The 15,078-nt window shown below is 63.0% G+C and carries 14 protein-coding genes; 4 read left to right on the plus strand and 10 right to left on the minus strand.

All coding sequences use genetic code 11. The features are described 5' to 3' along the window. Positions 1-20: 20 nt before the first annotated feature. Both FA90_RS16630 and FA90_RS26585 read left to right on the plus strand, forming a co-directional pair. The gene (locus FA90_RS16630; RefSeq protein WP_197065319.1) at positions 21-1,472 is read left to right on the plus strand and encodes a sodium:solute symporter family protein; all 1,452 of its coding nucleotides are present in this window, start codon (positions 21-23) and stop codon (positions 1,470-1,472) included. A gap of 183 nt (positions 1,473-1,655) precedes the next feature. Then, complete coding sequence (locus tag FA90_RS26585) at positions 1,656-2,000, plus strand: hypothetical protein (protein WP_156116756.1); 345 nt, start codon at positions 1,656-1,658, stop codon at positions 1,998-2,000. Positions 2,001-2,122: 122 nt separating this feature from the next. Here the strand turns inward: FA90_RS26585 and FA90_RS16640 are convergent, their stop codons facing one another. The 4 genes from FA90_RS16640 to FA90_RS16655 all read right to left on the minus strand — a co-directional run bounded on the left by FA90_RS16640 (position 2,123) and on the right by FA90_RS16655 (position 6,328). After that, positions 2,123-2,491: a glyoxalase superfamily protein gene (locus FA90_RS16640; RefSeq protein ID WP_036170507.1), complete on the minus strand. Its 369-nt coding sequence runs from the start codon at positions 2,489-2,491 to the stop codon at positions 2,123-2,125. A gap of 43 nt (positions 2,492-2,534) precedes the next feature. Then, positions 2,535-3,965, minus strand: coding sequence for an aspartate aminotransferase family protein (locus FA90_RS16645; RefSeq protein ID WP_197065320.1), 1,431 nt, complete (start codon positions 3,963-3,965; stop codon positions 2,535-2,537). 110 nt (positions 3,966-4,075) lie between these two features. Beyond that, entirely contained in the window at positions 4,076-5,446 is a 1,371-nt protein-coding gene (locus FA90_RS16650; protein WP_036170511.1) for a glutamine synthetase family protein, read from the minus strand. A gap of 123 nt (positions 5,447-5,569) precedes the next feature. Continuing rightward, a complete protein-coding gene (locus FA90_RS16655; RefSeq protein ID WP_081933898.1) occupies positions 5,570-6,328 on the minus strand; it encodes a gamma-glutamyl-gamma-aminobutyrate hydrolase family protein in 759 nt (252 codons plus the stop codon). A gap of 240 nt (positions 6,329-6,568) precedes the next feature. Here FA90_RS16655 and FA90_RS16660 point away from each other — a divergent pair, with 240 nt between their 5' ends. Next, positions 6,569-8,023 (plus strand): NAD-dependent succinate-semialdehyde dehydrogenase, encoded by a 1,455-nt coding sequence (locus tag FA90_RS16660; protein ID WP_036170516.1) that lies wholly within the window; start codon positions 6,569-6,571, stop codon positions 8,021-8,023. Continuing rightward, on the plus strand, positions 8,024-8,389 hold the full coding sequence (locus FA90_RS16665; RefSeq protein WP_036170517.1) for a DUF4844 domain-containing protein: 366 nt from the start codon (positions 8,024-8,026) through the stop codon (positions 8,387-8,389). A gap of 18 nt (positions 8,390-8,407) precedes the next feature. On the opposite strand, the gene FA90_RS16670 is transcribed toward FA90_RS16665, so the two are convergent. The 6 genes from FA90_RS16670 to hemH all read right to left on the minus strand — a co-directional run bounded on the left by FA90_RS16670 (position 8,408) and on the right by hemH (position 15,058). Beyond that, positions 8,408-8,776 carry a nucleotide pyrophosphohydrolase gene (locus tag FA90_RS16670; RefSeq protein WP_239700784.1) on the minus strand — a complete coding sequence of 123 codons (369 nt, stop codon included), beginning with the start codon at positions 8,774-8,776 and terminating at the stop codon, positions 8,408-8,410. Next, a complete protein-coding gene (can, locus tag FA90_RS16675; RefSeq protein WP_036170520.1) occupies positions 8,773-9,447 on the minus strand; it encodes a carbonate dehydratase in 675 nt (224 codons plus the stop codon). Before can ends, FA90_RS16670 begins: the two co-directional genes overlap by 4 nt. Positions 9,448-9,539: 92 nt before the next feature. Next, positions 9,540-10,670, minus strand: coding sequence for a molecular chaperone DnaJ (dnaJ, locus tag FA90_RS16680; protein WP_036170522.1), 1,131 nt, complete (start codon positions 10,668-10,670; stop codon positions 9,540-9,542). Positions 10,671-10,870: 200 nt separating this feature from the next. After that, positions 10,871-12,814 carry a molecular chaperone DnaK gene (gene dnaK / locus FA90_RS16685; RefSeq protein WP_036170524.1) on the minus strand — a complete coding sequence of 648 codons (1,944 nt, stop codon included), beginning with the start codon at positions 12,812-12,814 and terminating at the stop codon, positions 10,871-10,873. Positions 12,815-12,921: 107 nt separating this feature from the next. Further along, on the minus strand, positions 12,922-13,467 hold the full coding sequence (gene grpE / locus FA90_RS16690; RefSeq protein WP_036170526.1) for a nucleotide exchange factor GrpE: 546 nt from the start codon (positions 13,465-13,467) through the stop codon (positions 12,922-12,924). Positions 13,468-13,948: 481 nt separating this feature from the next. Beyond that, positions 13,949-15,058, minus strand: coding sequence for a ferrochelatase (gene hemH / locus FA90_RS16695; protein ID WP_036170536.1), 1,110 nt, complete (start codon positions 15,056-15,058; stop codon positions 13,949-13,951). Positions 15,059-15,078 lie beyond the last annotated feature (20 nt).

The following is a 15,078-nucleotide window of genomic DNA, read 5'->3' on the forward strand; positions in this document are numbered from 1 at the left end:
CCTGCGCCGGAGCACGCTCAATGAACACCATTCTGATTTCGTCTGTCGTGCTCTATCTGCTGGGCACACTCGGCCTGGGCGTCTGGGCCGGGTCGCGGATCAAGAACACCGCCGACTTCGCCGTGGCCGGCCGCAGCCTGCCGCTGATCATGGTGGTGACCACGACCTTCGCCACCTGGTTCGGCGCCGAGACCGTGATGGGCATTCCGGCGCGCTTCGTGCAGGGCGGCCTGGGCGCGCTGATCGAAGACCCGTTCGGCGCCGGCAGCTGCCTGATCCTGGTCGGCCTGTTCTTCGCCACGCGCCTGTACAAGCTCAACCTCCTGACCATCGGCGACTACTATCGCGCGCGCTTCGGCAAGGGCATCGAGATCTTCTGCTCGGCCGCCATCATCCTGTCCTACCTGGGCTGGGTCGCGGCCCAGATCACTGCGCTCGGCCTGGTGTTCTCCGTGCTGACCGGCGGCGCGATGTCGGAGACGGCGGGCATGATCGTCGGCACGCTGGCCGTGCTGATCTATGTCGTGATCGGCGGCTTCCTGGCCGTGGCCATCACCGACTTCATCCAGATGATCGTGCTGGTGGTCGGCCTGTCGATCATCGCCATCTTTTCGAGCAAGCTGACCGGCGGCGCCGCCCCGGTGTTTGCGATGGCCTCCAACGCGCACCTGTGGAACGCCGCGCCCGAGCACAGCTTCCACGGCATCGCCGCCTTCATCGGCTCGGCCGTGACGATGATGCTGGGCTCGATCCCGCAGCAGGACGTGTACCAGCGCGTGATGTCGGCCAACAGCGCGCCGACCGCACGCACCGGCGCCGTGATCGGCGGCGCCAGCTACATCCTGTTCGCCTTCGTGCCGATGTTCGTGGTGGCCTGCGCGGTGGTCGTGATGGGCGACAGCGCGATGGAGATCGCCAAGAACGACTACCAGAAGCTGCTGCCGACCTTCGTGCTGACCAAGATGCCGCTGGTGATGCAGATCCTGTTCTTCGGCGCCCTGCTGTCGGCGATCAAGAGCACCTCGTCGGCGACCCTGCTGGCGCCGGCCACCAGCTTCACCGAGAACATTTTGAAGAATATCCGCCCGGGCATGAACGACCGCCAGCAGCTGCTGGCGATGCGCATCACCATCGTCGTGTTCGCGGCGCTGGTGCTGGCCTACGCGATCGGCATGCGCGGCACCTCGATCTACGACCTGGTCGGCGAAGCCTACAAGGTGACGCTGGTCGGCGCCTTCGTGCCGCTGGTGATGGGCCTGTACTGGAAGCGCGCCAGCACCCAGGGCGCGATCCTGTCGCTGGCGCTGGGCATCGGCACCTGGATCGGCCTGTCGGTCAGCCCGCTCGCCGATGCCTTCCCGACCCAGCTGGCCGGCCTGCTCGCGGCCTTCGTCGGCATGATCGCCGGCTCGCTGGCGCCGCAGGTGCTCAAGAACCGGCATGAGGCGCACAAGACGGTGGTGAGTGCATAAGTGGGTGCGTAAGCGTTTGCACCGTGCATGAAAAAGCCCCGCCAGTAAGGGGCTTTTTGTTTTTGACGCAGCCTCGTACAGGAATGAACAAACAGCTGCATCAAGTCGGGGCAACCTACGGCGTCATCAAATATAACCGCTCAGGTCGTGATGAGCCGCATTGGTCGGATAACGGAGCGTGACATGAAAAAAATCCTGATTTGCCTGGCGTTGCTGACCTCGGCGCTGTCCGCTCTGGCCGACAGCCCGCTTCCACCGGACGTACGAAAGTTCGTCGATCGCCGTGAGGGGTGCGATCACATGCGCGGAGAATTACCCGACTCGAGCGAGAAACGACGCATGAAAGAAGTCAACCGCGAGATCGAAAAGCTGTGCAAAGGCACCGATAAGCAACTCGCGCAATTGAAGAAGAAGTACGCATCGAATGCCACGGTAATGCAGCGCCTGAATGCATTCGAAGACGGTATCGAAGCTCAATCGCCGGCAGCGCCGGCTGCCAAACAAAAACCGAAACGACAAACAGGTTGACGAGATATCGCGAACGTCAAAAGCCGGCTCTCGTGAACTGAGTTCCAAAAGTTGGTGCCCGACTTATGGAAACCGAGGCATGCGCATCAACGCTGCAGGCGAGCTCAAAGTCGCGCCGACTATCAGGTACTGATCGCAGTGGTAAAGGTCAGGCGATTGCCGAACGGGTCTGTCACCGACATGTCGCGCGTTCCCCATGGCGTATCGTCCAAGGTGGGGCGCGCATACGGGTACTGCTTTACGGTCAGCTCCGCATGCAGCTCGTCGATCCCGTCCACCTCGATCCGCATGGCCGATCCGGGGCAGCAATCGCCGTGATGTTCGGACAGGTTAAGGATGCAGCCATCGCGCGAGACTTGCAGGTAGAGCGGCAGGCCTGGCTCGAAGCGGTGATCCCAGTCGACCTTGAATCCCAGGAAATCCACATAGAATTCTCTGGCTTTGGCTTCATCGAAGATGCGCAGGATGGGAGTGGTACGATGGATTTTCATGCGTCGGCCCTTTGCAGTTGATCGATTGTATAACGGTTCAATCTCAGAAAAGCCAACCGCGCCCCGCCACATCCTCCAGCGTCAAATCCAGGCAAATCCGGATCCGCTCCACCATTTCGTCGATCTGCGCGCAGGTCATCACCAGCGGCGGCGCCACGATCATGCGGTCGCCGACCGCGCGCATGATGACGCCGTTGTCGAACATGTGCTGGCGGCACAGCATGCCGACGCCCAGCGCGCGCGCGAACGGTTCGCCGTCGTGCAGCGCCGCGCCCTTGCGCCGCACCAGGTTCAGCGCGGCCGCCATGCCGATGCTTTCCGCATGCCCGACCAGCGGGTGCGCCGCCAGGGAGGCAAATGCCGTCTTGAGGTGCGGTCCGGTCTCCTGCGCCACGCGCTCGACCAGGCCCTCGTCGGCCAGGATGCGTAGGTTCTCGAGCGCCGCCGCGCACGCGACCGGGTGGCCGGAATACGTGAAGCCGTGGTTGAAGTCGCCGCCCTGCTCCACCAGCGCGTGCGCGACCCGCCCCGCCACCAGCACGCCGCCCAGCGGCATGTAGCCCGAAGTGACGCCCTTGGCGAACGAGATCAGGTCGGGGCGCATGCCGAACTGCTCGCAGCCGAACCAGCTGCCCAGCTGCCCGAAGCCGCAGATCACTTCGTCGGCGACCAGCAGGATCCCGTATTTGTCGCAGATGCGCTGGATCTGCGGCCAATAGGTGCGCGGCGGGATGATGACGCCGCCCGCGCCCTGCACCGGCTCGCCGATGAAGGCGGCGACGCGGTCCGGGCCGAGGTCGAGGATGGCCTGCTCGAGCCAGTCGGCGGCCAGCAGCCCGAACTGGGCTTCGCTCATGCCGCGCCCGTGGTCGGCGAAGTTCGGCTGCTCGATGTGATGGATGTCCGGGATCGGCATCGATCCCTGCACGTGCATCGCCGCCATCCCGCCCAGCGAGGCCCCGGCGACGGTACTGCCGTGGTAGGCGTTGCGCCGGCTGATGACGATGCGGCGCTGTGGCTGGTCCATGATTTGCCAGTAGCGCCACACCATGCGCAGCGCGGTGTCGTTGGCTTCCGAGCCGGAGCTGGTAAAGAACACGTGCTCGAAGCCGGGCGGCGCCAGCTCGGCCAGGCGCGCCGCCAGTTGCAGCGCCGGCACGTTGGTGGTGTTGAAGAAGCTGTTATAGAAAGGCAGCGTCGCCATCTGGCGCGCCGCCGCTTCGACGATGCTGGCGCGGCCGTAGCCGGCGTTGACGCACCACAGGCCGGACATGCCGTCGAGGATGCGTTGCCCGTCCGAGTCCCATAGGTAGATCCCGTCCGCGCGCACGATCACGCGCGCCCCGCGCGCGCGCAAGGCGGCATGGTCGGTGAAGGGATGCAGGTAGTGCGCGCTGTCGAGCTGCTGCAGCGCGCGGGTGTCGAATTTCGCGTCGGCCGACAAACCGTTTTCGATCGCCATGTCCTTAGCCATGACCATCCCCAATTGCTAGAACACTTCCAGCCTATCGAGGCCTCGAGAAACCGTAGCGAGCGGCGGCAATGTTGGCCGAGACGCGCAGCTGGTTTATCGAGGCCCCCACCTCAAACGTGCAACAGCAGGTGCTCGCGCTCCCACGGGCTGATCACCGTCATGAACTCTTGATGTTCCAGGTCCTTGACCGCCGCATACACGTCGATGAAGCGCTCGCCCAGCACGTCGCGCAGGCGGTCTTCGGCGCGCAGCAGGTTCAGCGCTTCGGGCAGGCCTTGCGGCAGCTCGACCTTCATCTTGTAGGCGCTGCCCTCGACCATCGGGGTCGGCTCGAGCCGTTCGGTGATGCCGAGGTAGCCGCAGGCCAGCGTCACGGCCAGCGCCAGGTAGGGGTTGGCGTCGGCGCCGATCACGCGGTTCTCGACGCGGCGGTCCTGCGCGCCCGACACCGGCACGCGGAAGCCCACCGTACGGTTGTCCATGCCCCATTGCAGGTTGATCGGCGCGGCCGTGTGGCGCACGATGCGGCGGTAGGAATTGACGTAGGGCGCGACGATCGCCATGGCCGAGGGCATGTACTTCTGCAGGCCGCCGATGTAGTAGCGGAACAGGTCCGACGGGCCGCCGCCTTCGTCGCTGAAGATGTTGCGGCCGCTTTCGGCGTCGACCACGCTCTGGTGCACGTGCATTGCCGAGCCGGGCTCGCCAGCCATCGGCTTGGCCATGAAGGTCGCATACATCTCGTGCTTGAGCGCCGCTTCGCGCAGCGTGCGCTTGAAATAAAACACTTTATCGGCCAGGCCGAGCGGCTCGCCGTGCTGGAAGTTGATCTCCATCTGGCCGGCGCCGATCTCGTGGATCAGCGTGTCGACGTCCAGGCCCATCATGTCGCAGTAATCGTAGATGTCCTCGAACAGCGGGTCGAACTCGTTGACCGCGTCGATGCTGTAGACCTGGCGGCTGGTCTCGGAACGGCCGCTGCGCCCGACCGGCGCCGACAGCGGCAAATCCGGGTCGACGTTCTTGGCGGTAAGATAAAACTCGAGCTCGGGCGCGACCACCGGCTTCCAGCCCTTCTGCTCGTACAACTTCAGCACACGGCGCAGCACGCTGCGCGGGGCGAAGTCGACCAGGCGGCCGTCCGAGAAATAACAGTCGTGGATGACCTGCGCGGTCGGGTCGACGGCCCACGGCACCATCGTGATGGTGCCCGGGTCGGCCTTCAGGATCATGTCGCGGTCGGTGGTCGAGATCGCGCGGTCGAAGGCGTCGTCGTTTTCCGGCGAGTTGCCGGTCACGGTCATGCCCAGCACGATTTCCGGCAAGCGCATGCCGCGGTCTTCGGTGAATTTAACGCGCGGAAGGATCTTTCCACGCGCCACACCGGTCAAGTCGGGGACGAGGCACTCGATTTCAGTGACGCGCTTGGCATTGAGCCACTCGTCCATGTCGTTATAAGAAAAATTGTCGCGAATAGCCATGTTTTACTCCTGTTTCGATGGGGTGAACGCTGGCGCGCAAGCGCGCAGCCTGCGGTTGCGGTCCGGAGAAGGTCGAACAGGGTCGCTATGGGACGGGGCGAACCGCCCATTTGCCATCGGCGGTCATGATGAATTCCGTTTGCTGGCCTGGCGCTGGCGGCAGGCTTCGCCGAAAGCACCGAACATTTTCATCGAATAGGGGTTCTGGGCGATGCGCCATTCCGGGTGCCACTGGACGGCCAGCGTGAACCCTGGCGACGTCGACACCGAAAATGCCTCGACCAACCCGTCCTCGGCAACTGCTTCGACCGTCAAGCCGGGCGCGAGTTCATTGACGCCTTGTCCATGCAGCGAATTGACGGGGATCTGGTCCGCGCCAAGGATGCCGTGCAGCATCCCGCCTTCGATCAGCCTGACCTTGTGGGCGTCGCCGTATTGTTCGTCCATGCCGAGCTCCGGATTTTCGCGGTGGTCGAAATGCCCCGGTACGGTCTGCACCGCCTGGTGCAGGCTGCCGCCGAGCGCCACGTTCATTTCCTGGAAGCCGCGGCAGATGGCGATGATCGGGATGCCGCGTTTGACGGCGGCGCGGATCAGCGGCAACGTGGTCTGGTCGCGCGCCGGGTCCTGCGGCAGCGACGGGTCCAGTACTTCTTCGCAGTAATAGCTCGGATGCACGTTGGAGGCCGATCCGGTCAGCATGATGCCGTCGCACAGCGCAAGCATGGTTTCGAGATCGAGCGATTCGCCGAGCGAAGGCAGGATCATCGGTGCACAGTCGGCGCCGATCACGACGGCGTCGACGTACTTGTGCTGGGCGGCGTGGTACGGATGTTCTCCAAAATCACGAGTGCAGGCTGGAACGATGACGATCGGGCGCATGATTTGACCTTTATTCGGACGCGCACGAGGGATGATACTGCAACCTCATCCTGCCGCCCATGATTGTATTTACAAGACGTATATGAGTATCAAAATTTTAATAGCAACCGTAATCCCATGCCAACACGGCTGGGACTCGGTTGGAATTCGTGAGCGGCGCCGGCAGCGGTTTGGGACCATGGCCTGCCCGATTTTGTACAAAGTGGTATCGTTGAATTCTGACTCGAAGCGAGGATACCCATGCTGAACCTGAAAGACCCCTCCCTGCTGCGCCAGCAAGCGTATGTCGACGGCGAATGGTGCGATGCTCAAGAAGGCCGCACGGTCGACGTGATCAACCCGGCCACTGGCGAAAAACTCGGCACCGTGCCGCACATGGGCGGCAACGAGACCCGCCGCGCGATCGAAGCCGCGAATGCCGCCTGGCCGGCATGGCGCGCCAAGACCGCGCACGAGCGCGCGCGCATCCTGCGCAAGTGGAACGACCTGATGCTGGAAAACGTCGACGACCTGGCCGTGATCATGACCGCCGAACAAGGCAAGCCGCTGGCCGAGGCCAAGGGCGAAGTCGGCTACGCCGCGTCGTTCTTCGAATGGTTCGGCGAGCAGGCCAAGCGCATCGAAGGCGACGTGCTGCAATCGCCGGCGCGTGATCGCCGGATCATCGTCAACAAGGAACCGATCGGCGTGTGCGCCGCGATCACCCCGTGGAATTTCCCGGCTGCGATGATCACCCGCAAAGTCGCGCCGGCGCTGGCCGCCGGTTGCCCGATCGTGGTCAAGCCGGCCGAACTCACGCCCTACTCGGCGCTGGCCCTGGCCGTGCTGGCCGAACGCGCCGGCGTGCCGAAAGGCGTGTTTTCGATCGTCATCGGCGATGCCAAGGCGATCGGCGCCGAAATGTGCGCCAACCCGACCGTGCGCAAGCTCAGCTTCACGGGTTCGACCGAAGTCGGCCGCGTGCTGATGCAGCAATGCGCGCCGACCGTGAAAAAGCTGTCGCTGGAACTGGGCGGCAACGCTTCCTTCATCGTATTCGACGATGCCGACCTGGACGCGGCGGTCGAAGGCGCGATCGCCTCGAAGTACCGCAACATGGGCCAGACCTGCGTGTGCGCCAATCGCCTGTACGTGCAGGACAGTGTCTACGATGAGTTCGCGCAAAAGCTGGCCGCCAAGGTCGCCGAACTCAAAGTCGGCAACGGCGCCGAGCAGGGCGTGCTGCAAGGTCCGCTGATCAACGAAAAGGCCGTCGAAAAAGTCGAGTCGCACATCGCCGATGCCTTAGCCAAAGGGGCGCAACTGCTGACCGGGGGCAAGCGCCATCCACTTGGCCACAGCTTCTTCGAGCCGACCATCCTGACCGGCGTCACGGCCGAAATGAAAGTGGCGGAAGAAGAAAGCTTCGGTCCCGTGGCGCCGCTGTTCCGCTTCCACACCGAAGACGAAGTCGTCGCGGCGGCCAACAATACGGAATACGGCCTGGCATCGTACTTCTTCGCGCGCGACGTCGGCCGCGTGTGGCGCGTCGCCGAACGCCTGGAAACCGGCATGGTCGGCGTGAACACCGGCCTGATCTCGAACGAAGTCGCGCCGTTCGGCGGGGTGAAGCAGTCCGGCCTGGGGCGCGAAGGCTCTAAATACGGAATGGACGACTACCTGGTCATCAAGTACATCTGCCTGGGCGGACTGTAAATGGCCGCCGATCCCTTCGAACAAGTCGCGGACGCGCCGCTGTTCGTGGTGCCGCGCATGCTCGACGCATTGCGCGGCTACCGCGCCGGTCCGAAACTGGCCGATCTGCCGGGTCCGAGTCCGTCGCCGGAACGCGAGCGGCTGGCCAGCCAGCTCGACCATCTGACCGGTACGCTGATCGAGGGGATCGAAGCGCATCCGACCAAGTTCTGGGTGCTCCAGCAGTTCCAGCAAGCATTGATCGCCGTCCAGCAGGAAGACGCCGAAGCGCGCGAGCATTTCGTCACGGAGCTGGAACGGCTGCTGCAGATCGTCGGGATCGGCAGTTCGGATGGGGTGGTGGAGTACTACCTGAGCCGGCCATGAAGCGCGAGCTTCGAAGGCTCAGGACTTGGACCCGTAACCCTTGTACTCGTAGTACTTGCGCGCATCGCCACGCACGCGCTCGGCCGGATACTTGGCGCGATTGAGCACCATCTTGTCCTGCACCGCCCCCACCAGGTCGACGTCGAGCTTGTCGGCCAGGCGCACCAGGTAGACCAGCACGTCGGCCATTTCGTGGCGCACCTCGACCAGCTTCTCCGGGCCGAGTTCATCGACGCGGCCATCCTGCAGCCACTGGAAATGCTCCAGCAGCTCGGCCGCTTCCACCGTCAAGGCTGAGGCCAGGTTCTTCGGCGTATGGAACTGGTCCCAGTCGCGCTCGTCGACGAACTGGCGCACCAGGTCGCGCAGCTGGCGTAAATCGCTCACGCCGGGGTCCAGCCGTCCGCGTAGCGCGCCAGCAGCGCCTCGTATCGCTGCGTCAGTTCCTCGGCGCTGGACACGGTCATGCCGAGGTCGCGCAGCAGGCCGTCCTTCAAGCCGTACACCCAGCTGTGCAGCGTCAGTTCCTGGCCGCGCTCCCAGGCGTCCTGCACCACGGTGGTCTGCGCGCAATTGATCACCTGCTCGGCCACGTTCAGCTCGACCAGGCGGTCGTGAGCGGCGGTCGGCTGCACGATCTCGCCCAGGTAGCGGCCGTGCCTGTGCTTGACGTCCTGCACGTGGCGCAGCCAGTTATCGGTCAGCCCTACGCGGCGCCCGGTCAGGGCCGCATGCACGCCGCCGCAGCCGTAATGGCCGCAGACGATCACGTGCTTGACCTTGAGCACGTCGATGGCGAACTGCAGCACCGACAGGCAGTTCAGGTCCGAGTGCACCACCACGTTCGCCACGTTGCGATGGACGAACATCTCGCCCGGCATCATGCCCAGCAGTTCGTTGGCGGGCACGCGGCTGTCCGAGCAGCCGATCCACATGTATTCCGGGGCCTGCTGCGCAGCCAGCGACTTGAAGAAATCGGGCTGCTTGGCGACGACCGATTCTGCCCATGCGCGGTTTTTGGCGAACAGCTCCCGGGTGATGGGTTTTGAATTAGGCATCTGATTCCTTTCTTACTACGTTATGCTTGCGTCAACTACCAGTGCAAAAAAAACCGCTGAAGGCTCGCACCGTTCAGCGGTCGGTGGACTTCTTACTCGAAGAAGTCCTTCACTTTATCCATCCAGCCCTTGCTTTGCGGGCTGTGCTTCGAACCCCCGTCCACCGTCAGGCGTTCGAGCTCGCGCAGCAGGTCCTTCTGCTTGTCGGTCAGCTTCACCGGGGTCTCGACCAGCACGTGGCAGAACAGGTCGCCGGAGTAACCCGAGCGCACGCCCTTGATGCCCTTGCCCTTCAGGCGGAAGGTCTTGCCGGTCTGGGTGCCTTCAGGAATCGTGAAGGACACTTTGCCCGACAGGGTCGGCACTTCGATCTCGCCGCCCAACGCCGCCTTGGCGAAAGAGATCGGCATTTCGCAATGCAGGTCGTCGCCTTCGCGCTGGAACACCTGGTGCGGCTTGATGTGGATCTCGACGTACAGGTCGCCCGGCGGCCCGCCGTTCGTGCCCGGCTCGCCGTTGCCCGAGGAGCGGATGCGCATGCCGTTGTCGATACCCGCCGGGATCTTGACTTCGAGCGTCTTGTTGCGCTTAATGCGTCCGGCCCCGCCGCAGGCTGCGCACGGTTCCGGGATGATCTTGCCGCTGCCGTGGCACTTCGGGCAAGTCTGCTGGATCGAGAAGAAGCCCTGCTGCATGCGCACCTGGCCGTGGCCGTGGCAGGTCGAGCAGGTGACGGGCTGCGTGCCCGGCTTGGCGCCGCTGCCGTGGCAGGTGTCGCACTTGTCCCAGCTCGGCACACGGATGGTGGTGTCGTAGCCGCTCGCTGCCTGTTCCAGCGTAATTTCCAGGTTGTAGCGCAGGTCGGCGCCGCGGTAGACCTGCGGACCGGCATTGCGACCGCCGCGCGCGCCCCCGCCAAAGATGTCGCCGAAGATGTCGCCGAACGCATCGCCGAAGCCGCCGGCGCCGAAGCCGCCGCCGCCCATGCCGCCGTTCGGATCGACGCCAGCATGACCGTAACGGTCATAAGCTTCGCGCTTTTCCGGATTGGTCAGCATCTCGTAGGCTTCCTTGACCTCCTTGAACTTCTCTTCCGCTTCCTTGTTGTCTGGGTTGCGGTCAGGATGGTACTTCATCGCAAGCTTGCGATAAGCCTTCTTGATCTCGTCTTCCGACGCGGTCTTGGCGACCCCGAGGATCTCGTAAAAATCACGCTTTGCCATTTGTCGGCACCTTGCTATTTATCTGTACAAAAGGCTGAGTATACAGTGGGCATCCCGAGCTTGCGCGGGCTCGGCCAGAAAAATACAACGCGCAATGGGTGAATTCGTTCCCGATGTTTCTTGCTATGCAAAAAAACCGAGCCGGCGCCAGGGAGGTCGCTGCGGCTCGGCGGGAGCTCGAGGTCTTGCGACCTCAGTGATTACTTGGCGTCCTTGACTTCCTTGAAGTCGGCGTCGACGACGTCATCGTCCTGCTTCGGTGCTTCGCCGCCCGGCTGGCCGCCGGCCGCTTGCGCGCCCGCTGCACCACCTTGCTGGCCCTGCATGTCGGCATACATCTTCTCGCCCAGCTTCTGGGCGGCGGTCGACAGTGCAGCCACCTTGGCGTCGATGTCGGCCTTGTCGCCCGACTTCAGCGAACCTTCCAGGTCGGCGATCGCAGCTTCGATCTTCGACTTCTCGTCGGCTTCCAGCTTGTCGCCGTACTCGGTCAGGGATTTCCTGGTCGAGTGGACCAGCGCGTCGCCCTGGTTGCGGGCTTCGGCCAGTTCCTTGACCTTCTTGTCCTCTTCCGCGTTCAGCTCGGCGTCCTTCACCATCTTCTGGATCTCGTCTTCCGACAGACCCGAATTGGCCTTGATGGTGATCTTGTTTTCTTTACCGGTGGCCTTGTCTTTCGCGCCCACGTGCAGGATGCCGTTGGCGTCGATGTCGAAGGTCACTTCGACCTGCGGCGTGCCGCGCGGCGCCGGCGGAATGCCTTCGAGGTTGAACTCGCCCAGCGCCTTGTTGCCGGCAGCGATTTCACGCTCGCCCTGATAGACCTTGATGGTCACGGCCGGCTGGTTGTCGTCGGCGGTCGAGAACACCTGCGAGAACTTGGTCGGGATCGTGGTGTTCTTCTGGATCATCTTGGTCATCACGCCGCCCAGGGTTTCGATACCCAGCGACAGCGGCGTCACGTCCAGCAGCAGCAGGTCCTTGCGCTCGCCCGACAGGACCGAGCCCTGGATCGCGGCGCCGACGGCGACGGCTTCGTCCGGGTTCACGTCCTTGCGCGGATCCTTGCCGAAGAACTCCTTAACTTTTTCCTGGACCTTCGGCATACGGGTCATGCCGCCGACCAGGATGATGTCGTCGATGTCCGAAACCTTCACGCCGGCATCCTTGATGGCGATGCGGCACGGCTCGATGGTCTTGTTGATCAGTTCCTCGACCAGCGCTTCCAGCTTGGCGCGGGTGATCTTCAGGTTCAGGTGGACCGGGGCGCCGTTCGCCATGGCGATGTACGGCTCGTTGATCTCGGTCTGCTGCGAGGACGACAGCTCGATCTTCGCGCGCTCGGCCGAAGCCTTGATGCGCTGCAGGGCGATCGGGTCCTTCGACAGGTCCAGGCCGTTGATCTTCTTGAACTCGTCGATGATGTAGTCGATCACGCGCTGGTCGAAGTCTTCGCCGCCCAGGAAGGTGTCGCCGTTGGTCGACAGCACTTCGAACTGCTTCTCGCCTTCGACGTCGGCGATCTCGATGATCGACACGTCGAACGTGCCGCCGCCGAGGTCATACACGGCGATCTTGCGGTCGCCCTTGTCGGTCTTGTCCAGGCCGAATGCCAGCGCAGCCGCGGTCGGCTCGTTGATGATGCGCTTGACGTCCAGGCCGGCGATGCGGCCGGCGTCCTTGGTCGCCTGGCGCTGCGAGTCGTTGAAGTAGGCCGGCACGGTGATCACGGCTTCGGTGACTTCTTCGCCGAGGTAGTCTTCGGCGGTCTTCTTCATCTTGCGCAGCACTTCGGCCGACACCTGCTGTGCCGCCAGTTTCTTGTCGCGCACACCGATCCAGGCGTCGCCGTTGTCGGCCTTGACGATCGCGTACGGCATCAGGCCGATGTCCTTCTGGACTTCTTTTTCGTCGAATTTACGGCCGATCAGGCGCTTGACTGCGAACAGGGTGTTCTTCGGGTTGGTGACGGCCTGACGCTTTGCAGGCGCGCCGACCAGGATCTCGCCATCTTCCTGATAAGCGATGATCGAAGGCGTAGTACGAGCGCCTTCGGCATTCTCGATGACCTTGGGCTGACCATTTTCCATGATCGCGACGCACGAGTTGGTGGTGCCAAGGTCGATACCGATGATTCTGCCCATAATATATTTTCCTTTTTTGGTACTAAGTTTTCAGATGTGTCGAATATTGGGAAACACTCGTTGCTTTCAAGAGCTTATTCAGCCTTCGAGCAACAATATTTGTAGGCTTACTTGGGCGCAGCGGCGGTGACGATGGCCGGGCGCAGCAGGCGATCGGCCATCATGTACCCTTTTTGCAGGACGGCCACCACGGTGTTGGCTTCGTGCTCCGACGGCACCACGGCCACGGCCTGATGCTTGTTCGGGTCGAGCTTGTCGCCCGGCTGCGGCATCACTTCGACCAGGCGGTTCTTCTCGAACGCGGCGGTGAGCTGCTTGAGAGTCATCTCGACGCCTTCCTTGATCGATTCGACCGTCGGGGCTTCGACTTTCAGCGCCATCTCGAGGCTGTCGCGTACCGGCACCATGGCCTCGGCAAAGCTTTCGATCGCGAATTTATGGGCCTTGCTTACGTCTTCCTGGGCGCGGCGACGGATATTTTCAGCGTCGGCTTTGGCGCGCATGAAGGCGTCGTGCATCTCGGCCAGCTTGGCTTCGGTGGCGCTCAGCTGTTCTTCGAGGCTGGGCTCGGCGGTTCCGGCGGCCGGCGCGGCGTTGGCCGCTGCTTCGGCTTCAGGCTGGTTGCCCATCTCTTGGTTTTCTTGGTCTTGCATCGAAAAAACTCCTGGAATCAAAGGCTTGGCTGATTGGTTGGACGATTGCTACGTTCACACAGCGCCCCATATTGGTCTTGCGCCTATATTTTCAAGGGGAATTGCGTGACCGTTATGGCAAAAAACCAAACTGCATACGTGTCCACAGATGGCTTGGTTTTGCTTTTAAGCAACAAATTCGTGATCTCGCAGCGCTCGATGTATTGTTTTGTTACAAGATTTACTGCAGAGCAGAACCCGGCATCAGCCCGGCGCTTTACCATCTTTCCACTGGGACATTCGCACAGCGAAGCACGGAACGATGGGAACGATCATGAAACTGCACTTGATTAGCGGCGCCGTATTGCTCTACACCCTGCTCACGCTGGTAGCGATCTGCCTTGCGGAACTGGGATCGACGCCACAAAACGTGCCATTTTAGCAGCTCGGCGGCGAAGCACCACCGAACATGCCAAAAGGCAAACTATTGGGGTCTGGCTGATCAGGCCTGTGCGCCGAGTTGCGCCGCATGCACGCGTGCGACCTCGGCGTCGGCGCGTTGCGCATCCTGCTGGGCCTGGCTGAGCTGGGTCGGCCAGCCGTGCAAATGCTGGCCAGCGATCTCGACCATGGCAGAGACCCAGGCCGGATTGTCGTTCAGGCAGGGAATGTAGTGATAGTCCTGGCCGCCATTGACCTCGAAGTCATGGCGCACTTCCATATTGATCTCTTCCAGCGTTTCCAGGCAATCGCTGGTGAAACCCGGGCACATCACGTCGATGCGGCGCACACCTTGCCTGGCCAGCTCTTGCACGGTCGGGGCCGTGTAGGGCTGGAGCCACTCGGCGCGGCCGAAGCGCGACTGGAAGGTCACCAAATATTGATCGCGGCTCAAACCCAGGCGCGTGGCCAGCAGGCGTCCGGTCTTCTGGCATTCGCAATGGTAGGGATCGCCAAGCTGGAGCGTACGCTTGGGCACGCCGTGAAAACTCATCACCAGCTTGTCGCCGCGCCCGTGCTCGGCCCAATAGGTTTCGACCGATTGCGCCAGCGCCTCGATGTAGGCTGGATGGTCGTGATAGTGCTTGATCAGGCGCAGCTCGGGGATGTTGCGCACCTTGCGATAGTGCTCGAACACGGCGTCCCAGATCGAGGCCGTGGTCGTGCCCGAGTACTGGGGATAGGCCGGCAGCAGCAGGATGCGCTCGCAGCCGCGCGCTTTCAAGCCGTCCAGCACGTCGGGCAGCGCCGGCGACCCGTAGCGCATCGCCATCGCCACTTCCAGGTTCTGGTGGCCGCGCGCCGCCAGCAGCGCCTGCAGCGCGGCCGCCTGGCGCTCGGTGTAGAGGCGCAGCGGCGAGCCTTCGCGCGTCCAGATGGTGCGGTACTTGTCGGCCGACTGGCCCGAGCGGAACGGCAGGATCATGAGGTTCAGGATCACGCTCCAGACGGCGCGCGGGATCTCGACCACGCGCGGGTCGGACAGGAATTCTTTCAGGTAGCGCCGCACGGCCGGGCGGGTCGGCGCATCGGGCGTGCCGAGGTTGACCAGCACGATCGCGCTTTTCGGGATCGTGCCGTGCTGATGAGTCGGTTCTTTTTTGAAGGCCATGGGCTTAGAGGATACGATTT

It is taken from the genome of Massilia sp. 9096 (assembly GCF_000745265.1).
Lineage (GTDB): Bacteria > Pseudomonadota > Gammaproteobacteria > Burkholderiales > Burkholderiaceae_D > Telluria.

Bases quoted from the DNA above. Each gene is read 5' to 3' on its own strand.
- can (WP_036170520.1), bottom strand. From the start codon at position 9,447: ATGCCTAATTCAAAACCCATCACCCGGGAGCTGTTCGCCAAAAACCGC.
- dnaK (WP_036170524.1), bottom strand. From the start codon at position 12,814: ATGGGCAGAATCATCGGTATCGACCTTGGCACCACCAACTCGTGCGTC.
- FA90_RS16655 (WP_081933898.1), bottom strand. From the start codon at position 6,328: ATGCGCCCGATCGTCATCGTTCCAGCCTGCACTCGTGATTTTGGAGAA.
- FA90_RS16640 (WP_036170507.1), bottom strand. From the start codon at position 2,491: ATGAAAATCCATCGTACCACTCCCATCCTGCGCATCTTCGATGAAGCC.
- FA90_RS16645 (WP_197065320.1), bottom strand. From the start codon at position 3,965: ATGGCTAAGGACATGGCGATCGAAAACGGTTTGTCGGCCGACGCGAAA.
- dnaJ (WP_036170522.1), bottom strand. From the start codon at position 10,670: ATGGCAAAGCGTGATTTTTACGAGATCCTCGGGGTCGCCAAGACCGCG.
- grpE (WP_036170526.1), bottom strand. From the start codon at position 13,467: ATGCAAGACCAAGAAAACCAAGAGATGGGCAACCAGCCTGAAGCCGAA.
- FA90_RS16660 (WP_036170516.1), top strand. From the start codon at position 6,569: ATGCTGAACCTGAAAGACCCCTCCCTGCTGCGCCAGCAAGCGTATGTC.
- FA90_RS16665 (WP_036170517.1), top strand. From the start codon at position 8,024: ATGGCCGCCGATCCCTTCGAACAAGTCGCGGACGCGCCGCTGTTCGTG.
- FA90_RS16650 (WP_036170511.1), bottom strand. From the start codon at position 5,446: ATGGCTATTCGCGACAATTTTTCTTATAACGACATGGACGAGTGGCTC.
- FA90_RS26585 (WP_156116756.1), top strand. From the start codon at position 1,656: ATGAAAAAAATCCTGATTTGCCTGGCGTTGCTGACCTCGGCGCTGTCC.
- FA90_RS16630 (WP_197065319.1), top strand. From the start codon at position 21: ATGAACACCATTCTGATTTCGTCTGTCGTGCTCTATCTGCTGGGCACA.
- hemH (WP_036170536.1), bottom strand. From the start codon at position 15,058: ATGGCCTTCAAAAAAGAACCGACTCATCAGCACGGCACGATCCCGAAA.